Genomic DNA, 19225 nt, shown 5'->3' on the forward strand with positions numbered 1-19225 from the left:
TACAAGTGGTTTTGCGCAAAGTGTATTCACGGCGGATGGCGCAGGTCAATCCATTTTCTTGAGCGGCAGCGGCTTTCATCAAAGCCTCGATAAACCGGCGTCCTTTTGTCGCAGGGGCTGCCTTTCGCGAATTATTGTATACAAAAAATAAATTCATTGTGTTCTATTTGTTGTATCGGACTTCTCCTACAAGAAGCTTCCCCAGGCTCTCTCAATAACAAGATAAGGACGGCACCCATGAGCGCTTTAACCTTGAAAGTCGCAGTCAACCTGGCCAACCAGGCCATCAACGCGGGGCGCAAGATCAATGCGGCGCCGCTGACCATCGCGGTGCTGGATGCCGGCGGGCACCTGGTGACCCTGCAACGGGAGGACGGCGCCAGCCTGCTGCGCCCGCAGATCGCCATCGGCAAGGCCTGGGGGGCGGTGGCCCTGGGCAAGGGCTCGCGCCTGCTGGCCCTGGACGCGCAGCAGCGCCCGGCCTTCATCGGCGCATTGAACGGTCTGGGGCAGGGCAGCGTGGTGCCTGCGCCGGGCGGGGTGTTGATTCGGGATCAGGCGGGGGCAGTGATTGGGGCGATCGGCATCAGTGGCGATACCTCGGACATCGATGAGCAGTGCGCCATCAGCGCGATCGAAGCCCAGGGCCTGGCGGCGGACGCTGGCGTCAGCGCATAGCCCTCGACCTAGCGGGCCCGGCCTGTAGCCACTGCCGAGCCCGCGAGGCTGCGAAAAGCCGCGCAGGATCTTGATTGAAACTATTGCGCCCTTGCGGGCCGGGAAACAAACCAGAAAGTGCCGAAACGCTATCAGCGATCCAGTTCACAGCCCTTGAGCACCAACCGGATGATGGTCTGCGCCGCAGCTTCGTAGTCGTCTTCGTCGAGCTTGGTCTTGCCGGTGACCACCGAGATCTGCCAGTCGAAGTCGGCGTAGGTCTGGGTCGCGGCCCAGATGCTGAACATCAGGTGGTTGGGGTCGAGCGGGGCGATCAGGCCGCGATCGATCCAGGTCTGGATGCACTCGATGTTGTGCTTGGCCTGGGCGTTGAGCTGTTCCACCTGCTCCGGGCTCAGGTGCGGCGCGCCATGCATGATCTCGCTGGCAAAGACCTTGGAAGCGAAGGGCAGGTCGCGGGAGATGCGGATCTTCGAGCGGATGTAGCCGCTGAGCACTTCGCTGGGCACGCCATCGGCATTGAACGGGGTGGAGGCCTGGAGGATGGGTTCGATGATGCTTTCCAGCACCTCGCGATAGAGGTTTTCCTTGGACTTGAAGTAGTAGTAGACGTTGGGTTTGGGCAACCCGGCCTTCGCGGCGATGTCGCTGGTCTTGGTCGCCGCAAAGCCCTTGTCGGCAAACTCTTCACTGGCGGCCCGCAGGATCAGTTCTTTATTGCGCTCGCGGATGGTGCTCATAAACCAGGGGATTCCTTGCCTGTTCGGGCGGTTGCGCATGGTAGCACCGGCCTTGTACGAGGCTCAAGAATGCCGGCTCGGGCCCGGTTTTCCTGCACTTGGGCGGATTTGCCTGTCCCGTGGCTGAACGAAAATACGCATCGGCGGGCGCCCCAGAGGGCGGCTGCTAGAGTTCAGGGCAGTGCTTGGCTCGCCGGCCTGTGATCAGCCTGTGGTGGGGCGTTCATCGCGCTGCGCAACCGGGTCCGGACCCGCCTGAATCGGATGCTCGCTCGTGGACAAAGGCAGACGCGGCAAAGTTTCTCTGTGGCTCATCCTGTTGGCACTGGCAGCTCTGGCCCTGGGGCTGTGGTTCTACCTGTCCGGCCCGCGGCACCCGGTCAAGCCGGCACCCGTGGGGGAGCCGGTGGTGGCGGTGGCGGTGCAGTTGCAGGATGTGCCGGTCTACATCGACGCCCTGGGCACGGTGACGCCGACCCGCAGCGTGACGGTGATCACCCAGGTGGACGGGATTCTTTCCAGCGTCGAGTTCAAGGAAGGCCAGCCTGTGCGCAAGGGCCAGGTCATCGCGCGGATCAATGATCGCGCGCTCAAGGCGCAGCTGGCCCAGGCCCGGGGCGTGCTGGCCCATGATCAGGCGGTGCTGGACAACGCCCGGCGCGACCTGGCCCGCTACCGCGAACTGATCAAGGCCGGTTCGGTCAGCCAGCAGACCCTCGACACCCAGGTTTCCACGGTGCAGCAACAGGCCGGCGCCGTGGCTGCCGACCAGGGCAGCGTGCAGAACCTGGAAGTGCAGTTGAGCTACTGCACCATCATCTCGCCGGTGGACGGCGTGGCCGGGCTGCGCCTGGTGGACCCGGGCAACTACGTGACCACCGCCAGCACCACCGGGATCGTGGTGATCACCCAGATGGAGCCGGCCGAGGTGGTGTTCGCGGTGCCCGAGGATGACCTGGGGGCGATCAGCCAGGCCATGGCCAAGGGGCCAGTGCCGGTACTCGCCTATGACCGCAACAAGCACAACCTGCTGGCCAGCGGCAGCCTGCTGGCGCTGGACAACCAGGTCAACACCAGTACCGGGACCATCAACGTCAAGGCTCGCTTCGAGGGGTCGGGCAAGGCCCTGTTTCCCAATCAGTTCGTCAACGCCAGGCTCAGGGCCGACACCCTGACGCAGGTGCCGGTGGTGCCCACCCGGGCCATTCAGCATGGCAGCAAGGGCGACTTCGTGTTCGTCGTTGACGGCAGCACCAAGGCCAGCCTGCGCAACATCAAGAGCGGGCCGGCCAGCGGCGAGGTCACGGCGGTGCTGGACGCCGGGGTCAAGGCTGGCGAGCAGGTGATTACCGAGGGCGCGGACAAGCTGGACAACGGCTCGGCCATCAAAGTCGTGGCTCAATAGGCCGGCGCCGATGAACGTCTCGCGCCCCTTTATCGAACGGCCGGTGGCCACCACCTTGTTGATGGTGGCGGTGCTGTTGCTGGGCCTGCTGGGCTATCACCTGCTGTCGGTCTCGGCCCTGCCGGAAGTCGATTACCCCACCATCCAGGTCTACACCCAGTACCCGGGGGCCAGCCCGGAGGTGATCAGTTCGTCGATCACCGCACCCCTGGAGCGCCAGCTGGGGGAGATGCCGGGGCTCAAGTCCATGAGTTCCACCAGCTCCAACGGTGCTTCGGTGGTCACCTTGCAATTCGACCTGGCGCTGTCCCTGGATGTGGCCGAGCAGGAGGTGCAGGCGTCGATCAACGCCGCGGGCACCTTCCTGCCGAGCAACCTGCCTTACCCGCCGGTGTACAGCAAGGTCAACCCGGCGGACGCGCCGGTGCTGACCCTGTCCCTGACCTCCGACGTGCTGCCCCTGACCAAGGTCGAGGACCTGGCCGACACCCGCCTGGCGCAGAAGATCTCGCAGATCTCCGGGGTCGGCCTGGTGACTATCAGCGGCGGCCAGCGCCCGGCGGTGCGGGTCGAGGCCAATACCTCGGCGCTGAACAACCTGGGCCTGTCCCTGGATGACCTGCGCACGGCCCTGGGTACCGCCAACGTCAACCAGGCCAAGGGCAATATCGACGGGCGCTACCAGGCCTATTCCATCGGTGCCAACGACCAGTTGCAGTCGGCGCAGGAGTACCGCGACCTGGTGATCGCCTACAAGAACGGCGCGCCGATTCGCCTGGCGCAGATCGCCAGTTCCGTGCAGGGCCCGGAAAACCCGCATCAGGCCGCCTGGACCAACAGCACGCCATCCATCGTTCTGAACATCCAGCGCCAGCCCGGGGCCAACGTCATCGACGTGGTGGACCGGGTCCAGCAACTCTTGCCCAAGCTGCGGGCCAGCCTGCCGGGCACCCTCAAGGTCGAGGTGCTCACCGACCGGACCCAGACCATCCGCGCTTCGGTCACCGACGTGCAGTTCGAACTGGCGGTGGCGGTGCTGCTGGTGGTGCTGGTGATCTTCCTGTTCCTGCGCAACGTCGCGGCCACCCTGATTCCTGCGGTGACCGTGCCCCTGACCCTGGTGGGCACCCTGGCGGTGGCCTATGCGCTGGGCTTTTCCCTGAACAACCTGACCCTGATGGCCCTGACCATCGCCATCGGTTTCGTGGTGGACGATGCCATCGTCATGATCGAGAACATCACCCGCTACATCGAGGCGGGCGAGCCACCGTTGCAGGCAGCGCTCAAGGGCGCGGAGCAGATCGGCTTCACCATCATCTCGCTGTCGGTGGCGCTGATCGCGGTGATGATCCCGCTGCTGTTCATGGGCGATGTGGTGGGCCGGCTGTTTCGCGAGTTCGCCATGACCGTGGCGGTGACCATCGTGATCTCGGCGCTGATCTCCCTGACCCTGACGCCAATGATGTGCGCGCGCATGCTCAAGAGTCGCCACCAGGAGCGCCGCGCGGATTTCTTCGACCGTATCAACCGGCATTATGTGCGCGGCCTGGACTGGGTGCTGGCCCACCGCACCCTGACCCTGCTGTCGCTGATGCTCACGGCGGTGCTGACCCTGGCGACCCTGATGATCATGCCCAAGGGCTTTTTCCCCGAGCAGGACACCGGGCTGATCCAGGGCATCTCCCAGGCGGCGCCGAGTATTTCCTTCCAGCAGATGCAGGAACAGCAGCAACGCCTGGCGGCGCGTATTCTCAAGGATCCGGCGGTAGAGAGCCTGTCGTCCTTCGTCGGCATCGACCAGACCAACCCCACCCTCAACCAGGGCAACCTGCTGATCAACCTCAAGCCCCACGGGCAGCGCGACAGCAGCGCGGTGGTGATCCGCCGGCTGGCCGATGCCAACGCCGATGACGCCGGGATACGCCTGTACCTGCACGGGGTCCAGGACCTGACCCTGGATGCCACGGTGTCTACCACCAGCTACCGCCTGGGCCTGCAGGCCACCGACCCGGACCTGCTGGAGCTGTGGACCGGCAAGATGCTGGCGGCGCTGAAGCAGGATCCGATGTTCACCGATGTGCAGAGTCAGGCGATGCAGTTCGGCAACCAGATCCAGCTGAACTTCGACCGCGCCACCGCCTCGCGCCTGGGCATCACTCCCCAGGCCATCGACGATGTGCTCTACGACGCCTTTGGCCAGCGCCAGGTGTCGACCATCTATACCCAGCTCAACCAGTATCACGTGGTCATGGCCACCGACCGGCCACCGCGTAATCTGGCGGACCTGCTCACCGGGCTCTACGTGAACATCCCCGGCGGCGGGGTGGCGCCGCTGTCCAGCATGGCCACCCAGCAGGTGCAGCGGGCGCCGCTGACCATCAACCGCCTGGGGCAGTTTCCCTATGCCGATGTCTCGTTCAACCTCGCCCCCGGGCAGAGCCTGGGAGCGGCGGTGACCCGGCTGCAACAGATCGAGGCCCGGGTCGGCCTGCCGGCCTCGGTGCAGGCGTCGCTGGAAGGGGCGGCGGCGACCTTCGAGGCTTCGCTGTCGAACCAGGTGTTCCTGGTGCTGGCGGCGATCGTGGTGGTGTACCTGATGCTGGGGGTTCTCTACGAGAGTTTCGTGCACCCGGTGACCATTCTCTCGACCCTGCTCTCGGCGGCCCTGGGCGCCTTGCTGGCGCTGCTGATCACCGGGACCCAGTTCGACATCATCGGCCTGATCGGCATCGTGCTGCTGATCGGCATCGTCATGAAGAACGGCATCATGATGGTGGACTTCGCCCTTGAGCTGGCGCGCAAGGGCGGCCTGACGCCACTGGCGGCGATCCGCCAGGCGGCGGAGCTGCGTTTTCGGCCGATCCTGATGACCAGCATGGCCTCGCTGTTCGGCGCGGTGCCCCTGGCCCTGGGCACCGGCATCGGCTCGGAACTGCGCCACCCGCTGGGTATCGCGATCATCGGCGGCCTGTTGCTCAGCCAGTTGCTGACGCTGTTTTCCACCCCGGTGATCTTCCTCGCCATGCACGGCCTGGGCGAGCGGCTGGCAGGGCGCCGCAGTGGCAGGGAGGGCGACGGGGAAGGGCCGCAGGGGATCGGCGATGAACCTTAGCGCGCCGTTCATCCAGCGCCCCATCGCCACCACGTTGCTCGCCGCCGGGCTGGCGCTGTTCGGCGTCCTGGCCTTCAAACTGCTGCCGGTGGCGCCACTGCCGGAGGTGGACTTTCCCACCATCAGCGTGCGTGCCTCCCTGCCGGGGGCCGACCCGCACACCGTCGCCAGCTCGGTGGCCACGCCCCTGGAACGGCAGTTCGGGCAAATCGCCGGGGTTACCCAGATGACCTCGTCGAGCACCCTGGGGGCGACCCGGATCAACCTGCAATTGGACCTCAACCGTGACATCGACGGTGCCGCCCGGGACGTGCAGGCAGCGATCAACGCTGCGCGTACCAACCTGCCCAGTGACCTCTCCGGCAACCCCACTTACCGCAAGGTCAACCCGGCCGACTCGCCGATCCTGATCATCAGCCTGACCTCCGATAGCGCCTCGCCGGGGCAGATGTACGACGTGGCCTCGACCTTGCTGGAGCAGCGGCTGTTGCAGACCACCGGAGTCGGCGATGTGACTGTCGGCGGAGGCGCCCTGCCGGCGGTGCGGGTCGAGCTCAACCCGGACCGGCTCAATCACTACGGGGTCAGCCTGGAGCAGGTGCGCCAGGTGATCGCCGCAGCCAACGTCAACCTGCCCAAGGGCTCGATCATCCTCGGCCAGCAGAACCATGTGCTCGGCGCCAACGACCAGCTGTACCAGAGCGCCGACTACGCCGACCTGGTGGTCAAGCAGAACAACGGCAGCCTGGTGCGCATCGCCGACCTGGGCTACGTCCACGAGGACGTCGAGGACCTGCGCAACTTCGGTCTGTTCAACGGCAAGCCGGCGGTGCTGCTGGTGATCTTCAAGCAGCCGGGGGCCAACGTCATCGACACCGTGGATGCGGTGAAGGCCGAGCTGCCGTTTCTCCAGGAGTCGATCCCGGCCTCGATCCGCCTGAATATCCTGATGGACCGCACCACCACCATCCGTGCCTCGCTGCGGGACGTGGAACTGAGCCTGATCGCCTCGATCGTGCTGGTGACCCTGGTGACCTTCGCTTTCTTCCGCGACTGGCGCAGCACCCTGGTGCCGGCCATCGTCGTGCCGCTGTCGCTGTTGGGCACCTTTGGCGCCATGTATTTTCTGGGCTACAGCCTGAACAACCTGTCACTGATGGCCCTGACCATTTCCACCGGGTTCGTGGTGGATGACGCCATCGTCGTGGTGGAAAACATCATGCGCCACCTGGAGCGGGGCGAATCGCGGCTGCAGGCAGCGCTGGCCGGGGCCCGGGAAGTGGGCTTCACCGTGCTCAGCATCAGCGTGTCGCTGGTGGCGGTGTTCATTCCGCTGCTGTTGATGGGGGGCATCGTCGGCCGTCTGTTCCGCGAGTTCTCGGTGTCGCTGTCGGTGTCCATCGGCATCTCGATGCTGATCTCGCTGACGGTGACGCCGATGCTCTCCAGCGTGCTGCTGCGCACCCGGCAGAAGGCACCCGAAGGCGCCGAGACCGTGGATTCGCCGGTGCACCGCTTCTATGACCGGACCCTGGGCTGGGTCATCGGCCATTCACGGCTGATGGGCCTGGTGACGGTGCTGGTGATCCTGCTCGCCGGTGTGCTCTACGTGCTGGTGCCCAAGGGTTTCTTTCCCCAGGAGGACACCGGACGCTTGTCCGGCAGCATCCTGGCGGCCCAGAGCATTTCCTACGACGCCATGCAGAAGGATTTCATGGAGATCAACCGCAAGGTCATGCAGAACCCCAATATCGACACGGTCGGCGGCTTTGTCGGGGGTGGGGGCGGCGGTGGCGGGGCGATCAACAGTGCGCAACTGTTCATTGCCCTCAAGCCCCTGAACCAGCGCCACGACAGCGCCGACCAGGTGATCGCGCAGATCCGTCGGACCCTGGGCGACATGCCCGGTACCCGGCTGTACCTGCAATCGGTACAGGACATCACCGTGGGCGGACGCCAGAGCGGCGCGCAGTACCAATACACCCTGACCGCCGATGACCAGGCCGACCTCGATGAATGGGTGCCCAAGGTGGTAGCGGTGCTGCGCGGCTTGCCCCAGCTCAAGGATCTGAATACCGACCAGCAGGACAACAGCCTGCTGGCCAATGTCCAGGTCAACCGCGACACCGCGGCGCGCCTGGGCGTAAGCATGGCGGCCATCGACCAGACGCTGTACGACGCCTTCGGCCAGCGCCAGGTATCGACCCTGTACCGGGCAGCCAACCAATACCATGTGGTGATGGAGATCGCTCCGCAGTACTGGACCGATCCTTCGACCCTGAACTCGATCTACTTGCCCACCGGGGCGGTGGCCAGCGGCAAGGGCGGCGCGGCAAGCCCGGATCTGGCGGCCAAGGCGCAACAGACCTTGATTCCGCTGTCGTCGGTGGCCCAGCTGTCGGTGCAGCGCACGGCCATCGCCATCAGCCACCAGGGCACATTTCCGGCTGTGACCGCTTCGTTCAACCTGGCGCCGGGGGTGTCCATCGGCCAGGCCACGGCCCTGGTGGACCAGGCCGTGGCGCAGTTGCGCATGCCGGCCAGCGTGGTCGGGCAGTTTGCCGGCACGGCCCAGGTGTTCCAGTCCTCGGTAGCCAGCGAGCCCTTGCTGATCATTGCCGCACTGGTCTCGGTGTACCTCGTGCTGGGCATTCTCTACGAGAACCTGATGCACCCGCTGACCATCCTCTCGACCCTGCCTTCGGCCGGGGTCGGGGCACTGATCGCCTTGCTGCTGACCGGCACCGAGCTGTCGATCATCGCCCTGGTGGGGGTGATCCTGCTGATCGGTATCGTCAAGAAAAACGCCATCATGATGATCGACTTCGCCATCACCGAGGCCAGGGAGCAGGGGCTCAGTGCCCAGGACGCGATCCGCCGGGCCTGCTTGATCCGCTTCCGGCCGATCATGATGACCACCCTGGCGGCGATACTCGGCGCCTTGCCATTGGTGCTCGGCAGTGGTTACGGCTCGGAGCTGCGCCGCCCATTGGGGATCTCGATCATCGGCGGCCTGCTGCTCAGCCAGGTGCTGACGCTGTATACCACCCCCGTTATCTACCTGTGGCTCGACCGGGCGTCCCAACGCCTGCGCCGGGTGGTCAAGGAGGCATGACTATGCGTGGCCAACCTGTACCGGGGCGTCTGGCCGTGGCACTGCTGTGTGTGTTGCTTGGCGGCTGCATGGTCGGGCCGGACTACCAGAAGCCCGAGATGCCGTTGCCCATGGCCTTCAAGGAAGGCGGGCAGTGGCAGCGCGCCGTAGCCAACCCCCAGGGTGCCCTGGACAGCCAGTGGTGGCTGGCGTATCAGGACCCGGTGCTCAACGATCTGGTCCGGCGCTCGGCCAGCGCCAACCAGTCGATCGTCGCTGCCGAGGCGGCCTATCGCCAGGCACAGGCCCAGGTGGCGTCGAGCCGCTCGGGGCTGTTTCCCACGGTTAGCGCCGGGCTTTCCGGTTCGCGGGGTGTGGGCGGCACCAGCGCCGGTAGCGGTTCGAGTACCGGCACCAGCAGTTCCGGCGGCGTCGAGCAGAGTGTCAGCGCGACCCTGGGGGCCAGCTGGGAACCGGACCTGTGGGGCCAGGTGCGCCGCGGCATCGAGTCGAGCCAGGCCCTGGCCCAGTCTTCCGATGCGCTGCTGGCTGGGGTACGGCTGTCCATCAGCGCCAGTGTGGCGAGCAACTACCTGAGCCTGCGTCAGCTGGATATGGACATCCGCCTGCTCCAGGAGCAGCAGCGGATCACCCAGCGCCTGCAGGACATGACCCAGGCCGCCTACGTCCAGGGCACGGCCTCCAACGATCAGTTGCTGCTGATCCAGGATCAGTTGAGCAGTGTAGTGGCGGCCCTGCAGACGGCGCAGATCTCCCGCGAGCAGTTCGAGCATGCCCTGGCGGTGCTGCTGGGCGTGGCTCCGGCCCAGTTCAGCCTGGCGCCGCAGGCCGACTACCGCTTCAATGCGCCGCAGCCGCCGCTGAGCCTGCCTTCGACCCTGCTGCTGCGCCGCCCCGACGTGGTCTCGGCGGAGCGCACCGCGGCGGCGGCCAATGCGCGGATCGGCGTGGCCGAGGCGGCCTTCTTCCCGACCCTGGACCTGACCGCCGAAGTGGGCTTTCGCGGTAGCGCCCTGGGCGGGCTGTTCTCGGTACCGAACCGGATCTGGACCCTGGGCCCGGCGCTGGCCGGAACCCTGTTCGACGGCGGCGCCCGGGAAGCGGCGGTGCAGCAGGCCCGGGCCAGCTATGACCAGGACGTGGCCAACTACCGCGGCACGGTGCTTGGCGCCCTGCAGAACGTCGAGGACCAGTTGTCCTCGGTCAATCACCTGCAGCGCCAGGTGCAGACCTACCAGCAGATGTACCAGCGCAACCAGCAACTGTTCGGCAGCCAGCAAGCCCAACTGCGGGCCGGCACCGTCAGCGAGCAGAACGTGCTGACCCAGCAACTGGTGCTGCTGCAGGCCGAGCAGAGCCTGCGCGATTCCCAGGGCCAGCTGAGCCTGAGCAGCGTGGCCCTGTTCCAGAGCCTGGGCGGCGGCTGGCACGAGCCGGCCGCGAGCCTGCCCTGACACGCGGGATCTCGCGTGGCACAAGCCCGGCACGCTATGCTGCGCGCCTTATTTCCATGCAGGGAAGCCAGGTTCATGGCCGGAAGCAGTTTGCTGGTATTGATCGATGACATCGCCGCGGTACTCGATGACGTGGCCTTGATGACCAAGATGGCGGCGAAGAAGACCGCCGGTGTGCTGGGCGACGACCTCGCGCTCAATGCCCAGCAGGTCTCCGGGGTCCGCGCCGAGCGGGAAATTCCGGTGGTCTGGGCGGTGGCCAAGGGGTCGTTTCGCAACAAGCTGATCCTGGTGCCGGCGGCGCTGGCCATCAGCGCCCTGGCGCCGTGGCTGGTGACCCCGCTGCTGATGCTGGGTGGCGCCTACCTGTGTTTCGAGGGCTTCGAGAAGCTGGCGCACAAATACCTGCACCACGCCGAAGTGGCGGCCGAACATACCCAGACCCTGCAAGCCCTGGCCGACCCCCAGGTGGATCTGGTGGCTTTCGAGAAGGACAAGATCAAGGGTGCGGTGCGCACCGATTTCATCCTTTCCGCGGAAATCATCGCCATCACCCTGGGCACCGTGGCCGGGGCCTCCCTGACCCAGCAGGTGGTGGTGCTCTCGGGTATCGCCATTGTCATGACCGTCGGCGTCTACGGCCTGGTGGCCGGCATCGTCAAGCTCGATGACCTGGGGCTGTGGCTGGTGCACAAGCCCGCCGCCCTGGCCAAACGCATCGGTGGGGCGATCCTGCGGGCAGCGCCGCTGATGATGAAGAGCCTGTCGGTGATCGGTACGGCGGCGATGTTCATGGTCGGCGGCGGCATCCTGACCCACGGTGTGCCCGCCGTGCACCACCTGATAGAAGGGCTGGCCGAGCGCAGCGCCGGGGTCATAGGCCCGGTATCGGCGTTGATGCCGACCCTACTCAATGCCGTGGCCGGGATCATTGCCGGTGCCGTGGTGCTGCTGGCGGTCACCCTGGCGGGCAAGGCCTGGCGCGCACTGCGCGGCTGACGGGCGCTCAGCCCGCTGCCGGCACCGGGGTCGGCAGCGCGGCCGCTTGTTGCTGCCGGCACCAGCGGCGCCAGGTGAACTGCAGTTGCAGGATCGCCGCCCGGGCCATCTCCCGGGCTTGCAGGGGCAGGTCGCGGTCGCCATCCAGGGCCTTGAGCAGGGCCGCCGAGACCGCATCCAGCTGTTCGCTGCGGTTGGCGCTGGGGCCGCCGTGCCTGAGCAGCGTCGCCAGGTGCGCGAGATAATGCTCGCGTTCCGTGGCCAGGGTGCCCCGGGCCGGGTCCAGGCAACTGCGCAATTGCAGCAGCTCATCTCCCAGGTCCAGCCCCAGCAGGCCGTTGTCCCAGTGACTGCGGCGGTTCTCGGGCTGCATCTGCCAATACCGCGACACCCGGATCAGCCGATCGGCCATGCGCCCGCCGAACCAGCTTTCGGCCTGCTCCGGCGGGCGTGAGGTGAGCTGCGCCAGATCGAACAGCGAAGCCTTGAACATCCGTCGGTAGTGCTGCTCGCCCGGGTTGAGGCTGACCAGGCGCAGCACCACCACGGCGATGCCGACACCGATCAGGGTGGCCATGGCCTTGTTCAGGAACGCCCCGAGGTCGTAGCTCATCAGGTTGCTGGGGCCGACGTTGTTGACGAAAAAGATGCAGAACGCCGAGGCGACGGGCGCGAGCTTCGGTCGGCTCATGCACAGCGAAGCGCAGAACAGCGGCACTGCCAGCCCCAGGCACAGCAGGGGAAAACCGTCCCAGCCCGGCAGCAGGCCAAGGCCGACGAAGGCCGCCACGGGAATGGACAGGGCAATGCCCTTGAAGAAATTCAGGCAGGACGCGGCAGGGTTCTCACGCCCGGCGAACAGGCTCAGCACCACGCCACAGATGGAGACGGCCCCCAGCCCCGAGGGCCAGGCGGACAGCAGCCAGAAGCCGGCGACGGCGAGAAAGGCCAGGGCGCTGCGCAAGCCTCCCAGCACCCCTTGCTGGATATCCCGGTGCCAGGACAGGGCGCCGGGAGCGCCGGGCGGGACCCGGCCCTGTTCCACGGCGCTGACACTCAGGGCGCTCTGTTCCACCCGCTCCAGTACCTGGGCCAGTTGCACCAGGTACAGATGGCCTGCGGCGGACAGCGAAGGGTCCTGCAGTGCCTGTTGCAGGCGCTGGAGCAAGGGCGGCAGGGCGGCGTCATGTTCGGCCTGCAGGGCCTGGATGGTCTCGCCGAGCAAGGGTTGGAGTTGCTGCGCGGTGGCGGCGTCGAGCATCTGCCGTTGCCGCGCCACGCCGCGGGCGGACCGGAGCAAGCCCAGCAGGTCGCGGCTCAGCACCCGCAGCGCCTGGGAGCGACGGCGCCCCTGCGGGCCTTCGAACCAGGCGTGATCGCGTTGGGCATCCACGGTGACGATACGCCCCAGGGCTTCCAGCAGCCCCTTGCGCTGGTCTTCCCCCAGCAGCTCCGAGGCTGCGGCCTGGCGCCCGGCCAGCCAGGCGGCGCGGCCCTGGACCGCCAGCGCCTGTTCCACCCGGCGCGGCCAGAGCAGTTGGCTGGCCACGGCGGCGCAGATGATCCCCAGGCCGATTTCCGAACAGCGCGCCACTGCCTGGTCGAACACCTGCAAGGGCGCTGCGGTGGCGGGCAGGGCGATGATGGCAGTGGTGTAGCCCGCCAGTACGAAACCGTAGGCTGCGTGGTTGCGCAGCAGCGAGGCGCCGGTGGTGCAGAAGGCCAGCCACAGGGCCATGGCCAGCAGGAACAGCAGGGGCGCCTGGCCCAGGGTAGCGATCAGCAATATCGACACCACGGCCCCCACCAGGGTGCCCAGCAGGCGGTAGGCGCCCTTGGCCAGCACCATGCCGCTGCTGGACTGGCTGACGATGAACACCGTGGTCAGGGCCCATTGCGGTTGTTCGAAATCCAGGCGGAACGCCAGGTACAGGGCCAGGCCGCCGGCAATCAGGTTGCGCGCGGCGAACAGCAGGTCGGCAGGGGCAGGGGCGAAGAGGGCTTGCCAGATATCGGCGCGGAAAAAGGTCGGCAGTTTCATCTTTCAGACACATCGATAGCTAGCTAATGATTAGCATCGTATCGATTTTGCCAGGGTGTGCCAATCGGCTTTTCAACGAGCGGGGAGGAAGGGGCTTTGACGGGGAGCGGACGCCCCGCCGGATGGCGGGGCGAGGCAGGGTTACTCGGCGATCTGCAGCTTGCGCGACTCGGTGTAGACGTAGCGCACTTTCTCGTATTCGAACGGCGAGTTCAGCTGGCCATAGCGGAAGCTGGTCTGGTAGCGCTTGTCGACCCCGCGCAGGACCCAGATTTCCGGGTGGTTGCTGCTGGCTTCCGAAACATTGAGGAAGTTGATCGCCGATTCGGCGGTGTAGTCCACCGCCAGCCCGGCGGTATCACGCAGGTTCGACGGGCCGAGGATCGGCAGCACCAGGTACGCGCCGCCGGGTACGCCGTAGAAGCCCAGGGTCTGGCCGAAGTCTTCGCTCTGGCGCGGCAGGCCCATCTTGGTAGCCGGGTCCCACAGGCCGGCCACGCCGATGGTGGTGTTGAGCAGCAGGCGCGCGGTGGTTTCCATGGAGCGCTGGCCCTTGAACTGCAGCAGGCTGTTGAACAGGTTGGGCACATCGCCCAGGTTGTTGAAGAAGTTGCTGACCCCGGTGCGCAGGAAGCTCGGCGTCACGTAGCGGTACCCGTCCACCACCGGCAGGAACACCCATTGGTCGAAGCGGTAGTTGAAGTGGTAGACCCGGCGGTTCCACGACTCCAGCGGGTCATAGATGTTCAGGGCGTTCAAGGTCGAGCGCTCGAACTCGCGCTGGTCCAGCCCCGGGTTGAACTTGAGCTTCTTCAACGGCTCGGTGAAGCCATCGGGGTCGGGGGTGACGGGAATGTTGGCCTTGCTGTTGTCGGCTTGGGCATAGCCTGCGCAGAGCAACGCAGCGATAAGCAGGAGATGTTTAGCCACGGAAGAACTCCAGCATGGCGTCGCTGTTGACGCGGTAGTTGAGGTTGCCGCAGTGGCCGCCATGGGGGTAGACGGTCAGGCGGTCACCAAAGGTTTTACGCAGGAAACCCAGGTCGCCGGGGCCCAGGATCACGTCGTCGGCGTTGTGCATCACGGCGATCTTCGGGCTGGCCTTGAGGTAGTCCTGCAGGGCGTAGAGGCTGACCTGGTCGATCAGTTGCAGCAGGCTGCCACCATCGGTGCGGGCGCGCCACATGGGGATCACCTGCTCGGTCAGGTAGCAGTCGAAGTCGCATTGCAGGGCACGCTTGAGAAACGGCGTGAGGCTGGTGCCTTCGCGGATCGGGTATTTGGGCGGGGTGATCAGGCCACGGCGGTTGATCAGGTCCGAGGTGAAGGCAATGTCCGCCGCAGAGAAACGGAAGGAGGTGCCGATCAGCATCGCCATCTGCTCGTTGGTCAGGTGCTGCTTGGATTGCTGGAAGTCGTAGAGCAGGGCGTCGTTGAGGTCGATATAGCCCTTCTGCTGGAAGTAGCGGGTCAGCTTGCCCAGCACCAGTTCGTAGAAGGTAGTGCTGTTGTTGATGCCCTTGACCTCGGTCTGCACCAGCTTGTCGAGGTTGGTGATCGAGGTATAGAGATTGACCGGCGGGTTGAGCAGCAGGACCTTCTTGAAATTGAAGCTGCGCCGGGTTTCATCCAGCTTGCTGACGAAGGCCGCATCCAGCGCGCCAAGACTGTAGCCGGTGAGGTAGAACTCGGTGATCGGCAGCTTGGGATTCTGCGCCCGTACGGCCTGCATCACCCGGTACATGTCCTCGGCGTCTTCCTGGGTCACGCCCGGGGTGGCAAAGCGCGAAGCGGCGCTGATGAAGTCGAAGCTGGTGGGCGAGGACAGCTGCACCACGTGGTAGCCGGCTTTGTAGTAGAGCTTCTTCAGGTACTCGTTGAGGCTGCTGTCATAGCGCGCCCCGGTGCCGGCGATCAGGAAGATCAGCGGCGCGGCGTGGTCCTGGGTGGCAATGCGGTAGGTGAGTTTCTTCACCGCCCAGAAGTTGTCCGGGAGGATGAATTCCCGTTCCGGACGCAGCGTCAGGCTGTGGTCAGACTGGCGGATGTCATCGTTGGAGGGCAGTTCCGGGCGCAACTCCGGAGGCGTGGTGGCGATGGTGGCTTCGAAGGGGTTGGTCAACGGGTAGCCATAGGTGGCCGGGTCGACGTCGACCGCCAGCGCGGACGCACTCAGGATAAGGCCGCCAAACAGGGCAGCGAAGCGCAAGGAACGAAGCATGACTGTATCCCTAGAAGAAGGTACCGAATGAGGTTCGCAGGCTATGACCACCGCGCTGCTGCCGAAGTGCCATGGTTGGGCACAAATAACGCCTGCGACAGGCTTATTGGGAAGTGATAGTAGCCGGACGATACACTTTGCCGCCATTTGCATGACAGATATCTGCGCCTGGCGCTTGCCAAGCGTTCGCGGGGGATTATGCTGGGCGCCGTTTTGACTGTTCGGAGTGTTTCATGTCCCGCCGCCTTCCCCTGATTCTGCTGCTCGTGGTCCTGCCGCTGTGGCTGGCCGCCAGTTATGGCCTGCGCTACGGCTTCATGGAGGACGCGCGCTGGGTGGGTGCCTGTGTCGAGGCTGCCAGCCGCTGGGAGTGCGGGCTGCGCTCCAGCCTGGGTTGGATGATTCACTTCAAGGTGCTGGGCTGGAGCGCGGTGGCCGTGGCGCTCCTGGGTTTTGTCATGCCCGGGCGTGCCGGTTGGGGGCTGGGCGTACTGGCGTTGCTGATCGGCATCCCGGCCCTGGCCCTGTACAACACCACCCTGGCGGTATTTGCCGTGGTGATTGCCGGCTTGCGCCTGGTACGCGCCAGCAAGCCATAGCCGCAGCAGCGGCCATGGCCTATGGCCTCAGGCCCGGCGGGCCCGCAGGTTGCGCCAAAGCGCCGCTACCATCAGCAGGCTGACCAGGGCCCAGGCCCAGGCCTGCTGGTTGGCCAGACCTTCCTGATACAACTGCGGGGCAATGCCGGCACCGACGATAAAGGTCAGCAGGGCAATCTCCCGGCGCGGCACTCGCACCGGGCGGCACAGGTAGACCAGTGCCGGCAGTAGCAGGGCCGCGCTGGGGAAGCTGCGGTAGCGCGGATCGAACACCAGCTCCAGCATCATCACCGCCGCGGCGAAGCCTGCGGCCGTCAGCAGCCAGCCGGCCCGTTTCTCCAGTGCATTGAAGGCCCCCAGGCGCCAGCCCTGGCGAGGGCTCAGGGCCAGGGCGGCGTGGGCCAGCACCAGCAGGTTGAGCCCCAGCAGCAACGCGGCCCAGCACCATTCACCGGCGAAACGGCTGGTTGCCCGCGCCAGTTCTCCCCAGGTTCCGATGCTGCAAGCGGCCACTGCGCCCAACAGCGGCAGCAGCAGGGCGGCGCGGTGGTCGCGGGGCCGGCCGCCGAGCACCAGGGTGCCGAGCAGTATCAGGCCGCCGACGCCCAGCCACAGCGGCCAGTACGGCAGGTTGGACACCGGGCCGGCGAGGATGCCCTTGTCCTGGCGATCAGCATCGAACAGCCCCCAGTAGCCACCGACGGCACCTTCGCTGGCGCGCTTCCAGGGCTGGTCGAAGGCTTCGATCAGGTTGTAGTGCCAGCCATTGTGTTCCGCCAGGGCGACGAAGCCGCGGATGAACTTGGCCTCGTTGACCCGGCTGGGCAGCGCGGTTTCTCGCTGCCGGCCTTCACTGGGCCAGCCGGTCTCGCCAATCAGTACGTCCTTGGGGGCGAAGCGGTTGCCGAACACCTGGCGCACCTCGGCCACGTGGTTCAAGGCAGCGTCGATGTTCGACGGATCATCTTCCCAGTACGGCAGCAGGTGGATGGTGAGGAAATCCACCGCCGGGGCGATTTCCGGGTGCTTGAGCCAGAACTCCCAGACATCGGCGTAGGTCACCGGCTGCTTGACCCCGGCCTTGACCTTGAGGATCAGCCGCGCCAATTGCGCGCCGGTGACCTCCTTGCGCAGCAGTGCTTCGTTACCGACGATCACCGCACTGACCACGTCCGGGTTGGCGTTGGCCGAGGCGATCAGCAGGTCGACTTCCTTTTCGGTGTCCACCGGGTTGCTGTTGACCCAGGCGCCGATCATCAGCTTCAGGCCGTGCTTGCGCGCCAGGTCCGGCAGGGCTTCCAGGCCGGTCATGGAATAGGTACGGATGCATTCGAAACGGGTCGCCAGCAGGGCCAGGTCGGCGTCCATGCGCTGCGGGCGCAGCTTGAACGGCTGGTCGAAGGGCGACTGGTCCTTGTCGAACGGAGTGTAGGAAGCGCACTGCAGCTTGTGGCTGGCGCTGGCGACATCCGGCAGGTGCACCGGCCGGCCAAGGCCGTACCAATAACCGCAGAGGGCCAGCAGCCCGAGCAGGCAGGCGAACAGATAGGGCAGGGCGGGGAAACGAGGGGTGGCGGGCATGATCGGGCCGTCGTGGAACAAAGCCGGGCATCTTACCCGCATTTGTCCGCAGCTTGGTGGGCTGCATGATTTTGACATGCAAAGTTCGGGCGGACCCACTGCCCGGGTGAGGTCGGCCGTTGGTTACTGGCTATCTGATGTCGCTGCTGGCTGCCTTGAGGTCGTAGACAGAGCAGGTCGCGGAACAGGGCGGGTTGATGATCCAGGCATCAGTACTCCGCTGATGATCGAACGCGTTCGCGGTGAGGCGTGATGGGGGCGCTGAGCACCATAACCATACGTTGACGTGCCTGGCAGCCGCCCGGCACTGCACTTTTCGGGGAAGTAACGATGAAGATGCGACGACTCTTAGGCGCAGGTGCCGCACTGGTACTTGCCATCAGCTCCACTCTGGCCAGTGCCGACAGCAAGACCCTGAGCATCGGCTATGTCGACGGCTGGTCCGACAGCGTGGCGACGACCCATGTGGCGGCGGAAGTGATCAAGCAGAAGCTCGGTTATGACGTCAAGCTGCAGGCGGTGGCGACCGGGATCATGTGGCAGGGCGTAGCCACCGGCAAGCTCGACGCCATGCTTTCGGCCTGGCTGCCGGTGACCCATGGCGAGTACTGGGCCAAGAACAAGGACAAGGTGGTGGACTACGGCCCCAACTTCAAGGACGCCAAGATCGGCCTGATCGTGCCGGAGTACGTCAAGGCCAAGTCCATCGAGGACCTCAAGACCGATACCACGTTCAAGAACAAGATCGTCGGCATCGACGCCGGCTCGGGGGTGATGCTCAAGACCGACCAGGCGATCAAGGACTACGGCCTGGACTACAAGCTGCAGGCCAGTTCCGGGGCGGCAATGATCGCCGAGCTGACCCGCGCCGAAGAAAAACAGGATTCCATCGCCGTGACCGGCTGGGTGCCGCACTGGATGTTCGCCAAGTGGAAACTGCGCTTCCTCGAAGACCCGAAGGGCGTGTACGGCGCTGCTGAAACCGTCAACAGCATCGGCAGCAAGGGCCTGGAGAAGAAGGCGCCGGAAGTGGCGGCCTTCCTGAAGAAATTCCAGTGGGCCTCGAAAGATGAAATCGGTGAGGTCATGCTGGCCATTCAAGAGGGTGCAAAACCCGATGTGGCGGCCAAGGATTGGGTGAGCAAGCACCCGGAAAGGGTTGCCGAGTGGACTGCTAAATAAGCACAACGCGTCTAGATCAGGGGTCTTGAGGCCGCGCACTGGAAACAGTGGGCGGCCTTGTCATTTATTGAAGAAAAAACCGGCGCCAACGCTAATGT

The 19225-nt window shown here is 65.5% G+C and carries 13 protein-coding genes; 8 read left to right on the forward strand and 5 right to left on the reverse strand.

The annotated features are described in order from the left end of the window. Nucleotides 1–237 precede the first annotated feature (237 nt). Nucleotides 238–678 carry a GlcG/HbpS family heme-binding protein gene (locus tag AC07R1_RS17915; RefSeq protein WP_011060036.1) on the forward strand — a complete coding sequence of 147 codons (441 nt, stop codon included), beginning with the start codon at nt 238–240 and terminating at the stop codon, nt 676–678. A gap of 131 nt (nt 679–809) precedes the next feature. Here the strand turns inward: AC07R1_RS17915 and AC07R1_RS17920 are convergent, their stop codons facing one another. Beyond that, on the reverse strand, nt 810–1418 hold the full coding sequence (locus AC07R1_RS17920) for a TetR/AcrR family transcriptional regulator (protein WP_011060037.1): 609 nt from the start codon (nt 1416–1418) through the stop codon (nt 810–812). Nucleotides 1419–1692: 274 nt separating this feature from the next. Here AC07R1_RS17920 and AC07R1_RS17925 point away from each other — a divergent pair, with 274 nt between their 5' ends. The 5 genes from AC07R1_RS17925 to AC07R1_RS17945 all read left to right on the forward strand — a co-directional run bounded on the left by AC07R1_RS17925 (nt 1693) and on the right by AC07R1_RS17945 (nt 11503). Further along, complete coding sequence (locus tag AC07R1_RS17925; protein WP_495110794.1) at nt 1693–2823, forward strand: efflux RND transporter periplasmic adaptor subunit; 1131 nt, start codon at nt 1693–1695, stop codon at nt 2821–2823. 10 nt (nt 2824–2833) lie between these two features. Then, entirely contained in the window at nt 2834–5935 is a 3102-nt protein-coding gene (locus AC07R1_RS17930) for an efflux RND transporter permease subunit (RefSeq protein ID WP_495110795.1), read from the forward strand. Further along, complete coding sequence (locus tag AC07R1_RS17935; protein ID WP_262213452.1) at nt 5925–9050, forward strand: efflux RND transporter permease subunit; 3126 nt, start codon at nt 5925–5927, stop codon at nt 9048–9050. Before AC07R1_RS17930 ends, AC07R1_RS17935 begins: the two co-directional genes overlap by 11 nt. 2 nt (nt 9051–9052) lie before the next feature. Then, on the forward strand, nt 9053–10504 hold the full coding sequence (locus tag AC07R1_RS17940) for an efflux transporter outer membrane subunit (protein ID WP_495110796.1): 1452 nt from the start codon (nt 9053–9055) through the stop codon (nt 10502–10504). Between the two features lie 75 nt (nt 10505–10579). After that, nucleotides 10580–11503, forward strand: a complete 924-nt coding sequence (locus AC07R1_RS17945) for a DUF808 domain-containing protein (protein ID WP_011060038.1) — start codon at nt 10580–10582, stop codon at nt 11501–11503. A 7-nt stretch (nt 11504–11510) separates the two neighbouring features. On the opposite strand, the gene AC07R1_RS17950 is transcribed toward AC07R1_RS17945, so the two are convergent. The 3 genes from AC07R1_RS17950 to AC07R1_RS17960 form a co-directional block, all read right to left on the reverse strand. After that, entirely contained in the window at nt 11511–13544 is a 2034-nt protein-coding gene (locus tag AC07R1_RS17950; protein WP_495110797.1) for an FUSC family protein, read from the reverse strand. A gap of 141 nt (nt 13545–13685) precedes the next feature. Further along, nucleotides 13686–14474 (reverse strand): MlaA family lipoprotein, encoded by a 789-nt coding sequence (locus AC07R1_RS17955; protein ID WP_011060040.1) that lies wholly within the window; start codon nt 14472–14474, stop codon nt 13686–13688. After that, on the reverse strand, nt 14467–15765 hold the full coding sequence (locus AC07R1_RS17960; RefSeq protein WP_026020029.1) for a serine/threonine protein kinase: 1299 nt from the start codon (nt 15763–15765) through the stop codon (nt 14467–14469). Before AC07R1_RS17960 ends, AC07R1_RS17955 begins: the two co-directional genes overlap by 8 nt. 233 nt (nt 15766–15998) lie before the next feature. On the opposite strand from AC07R1_RS17960, the gene AC07R1_RS17965 reads away from it, so the two are divergent. Then, on the forward strand, nt 15999–16364 hold the full coding sequence (locus AC07R1_RS17965; protein ID WP_011060042.1) for a hypothetical protein: 366 nt from the start codon (nt 15999–16001) through the stop codon (nt 16362–16364). Between the two features lie 27 nt (nt 16365–16391). On the opposite strand, the gene AC07R1_RS17970 is transcribed toward AC07R1_RS17965, so the two are convergent. After that, complete coding sequence (locus AC07R1_RS17970; RefSeq protein WP_495110798.1) at nt 16392–17945, reverse strand: glycoside hydrolase family 17 protein; 1554 nt, start codon at nt 17943–17945, stop codon at nt 16392–16394. A 330-nt stretch (nt 17946–18275) separates the two neighbouring features. Here AC07R1_RS17970 and AC07R1_RS17975 point away from each other — a divergent pair, with 330 nt between their 5' ends. After that, the gene (locus AC07R1_RS17975; protein WP_011060044.1) at nt 18276–19127 is read left to right on the forward strand and encodes a glycine betaine ABC transporter substrate-binding protein; all 852 of its coding nucleotides are present in this window, start codon (nt 18276–18278) and stop codon (nt 19125–19127) included. Nucleotides 19128–19225: the final 98 nt, after the last annotated feature.

The organism is Pseudomonas sp. GW821-FHT07F01, assembly GCF_059418825.1.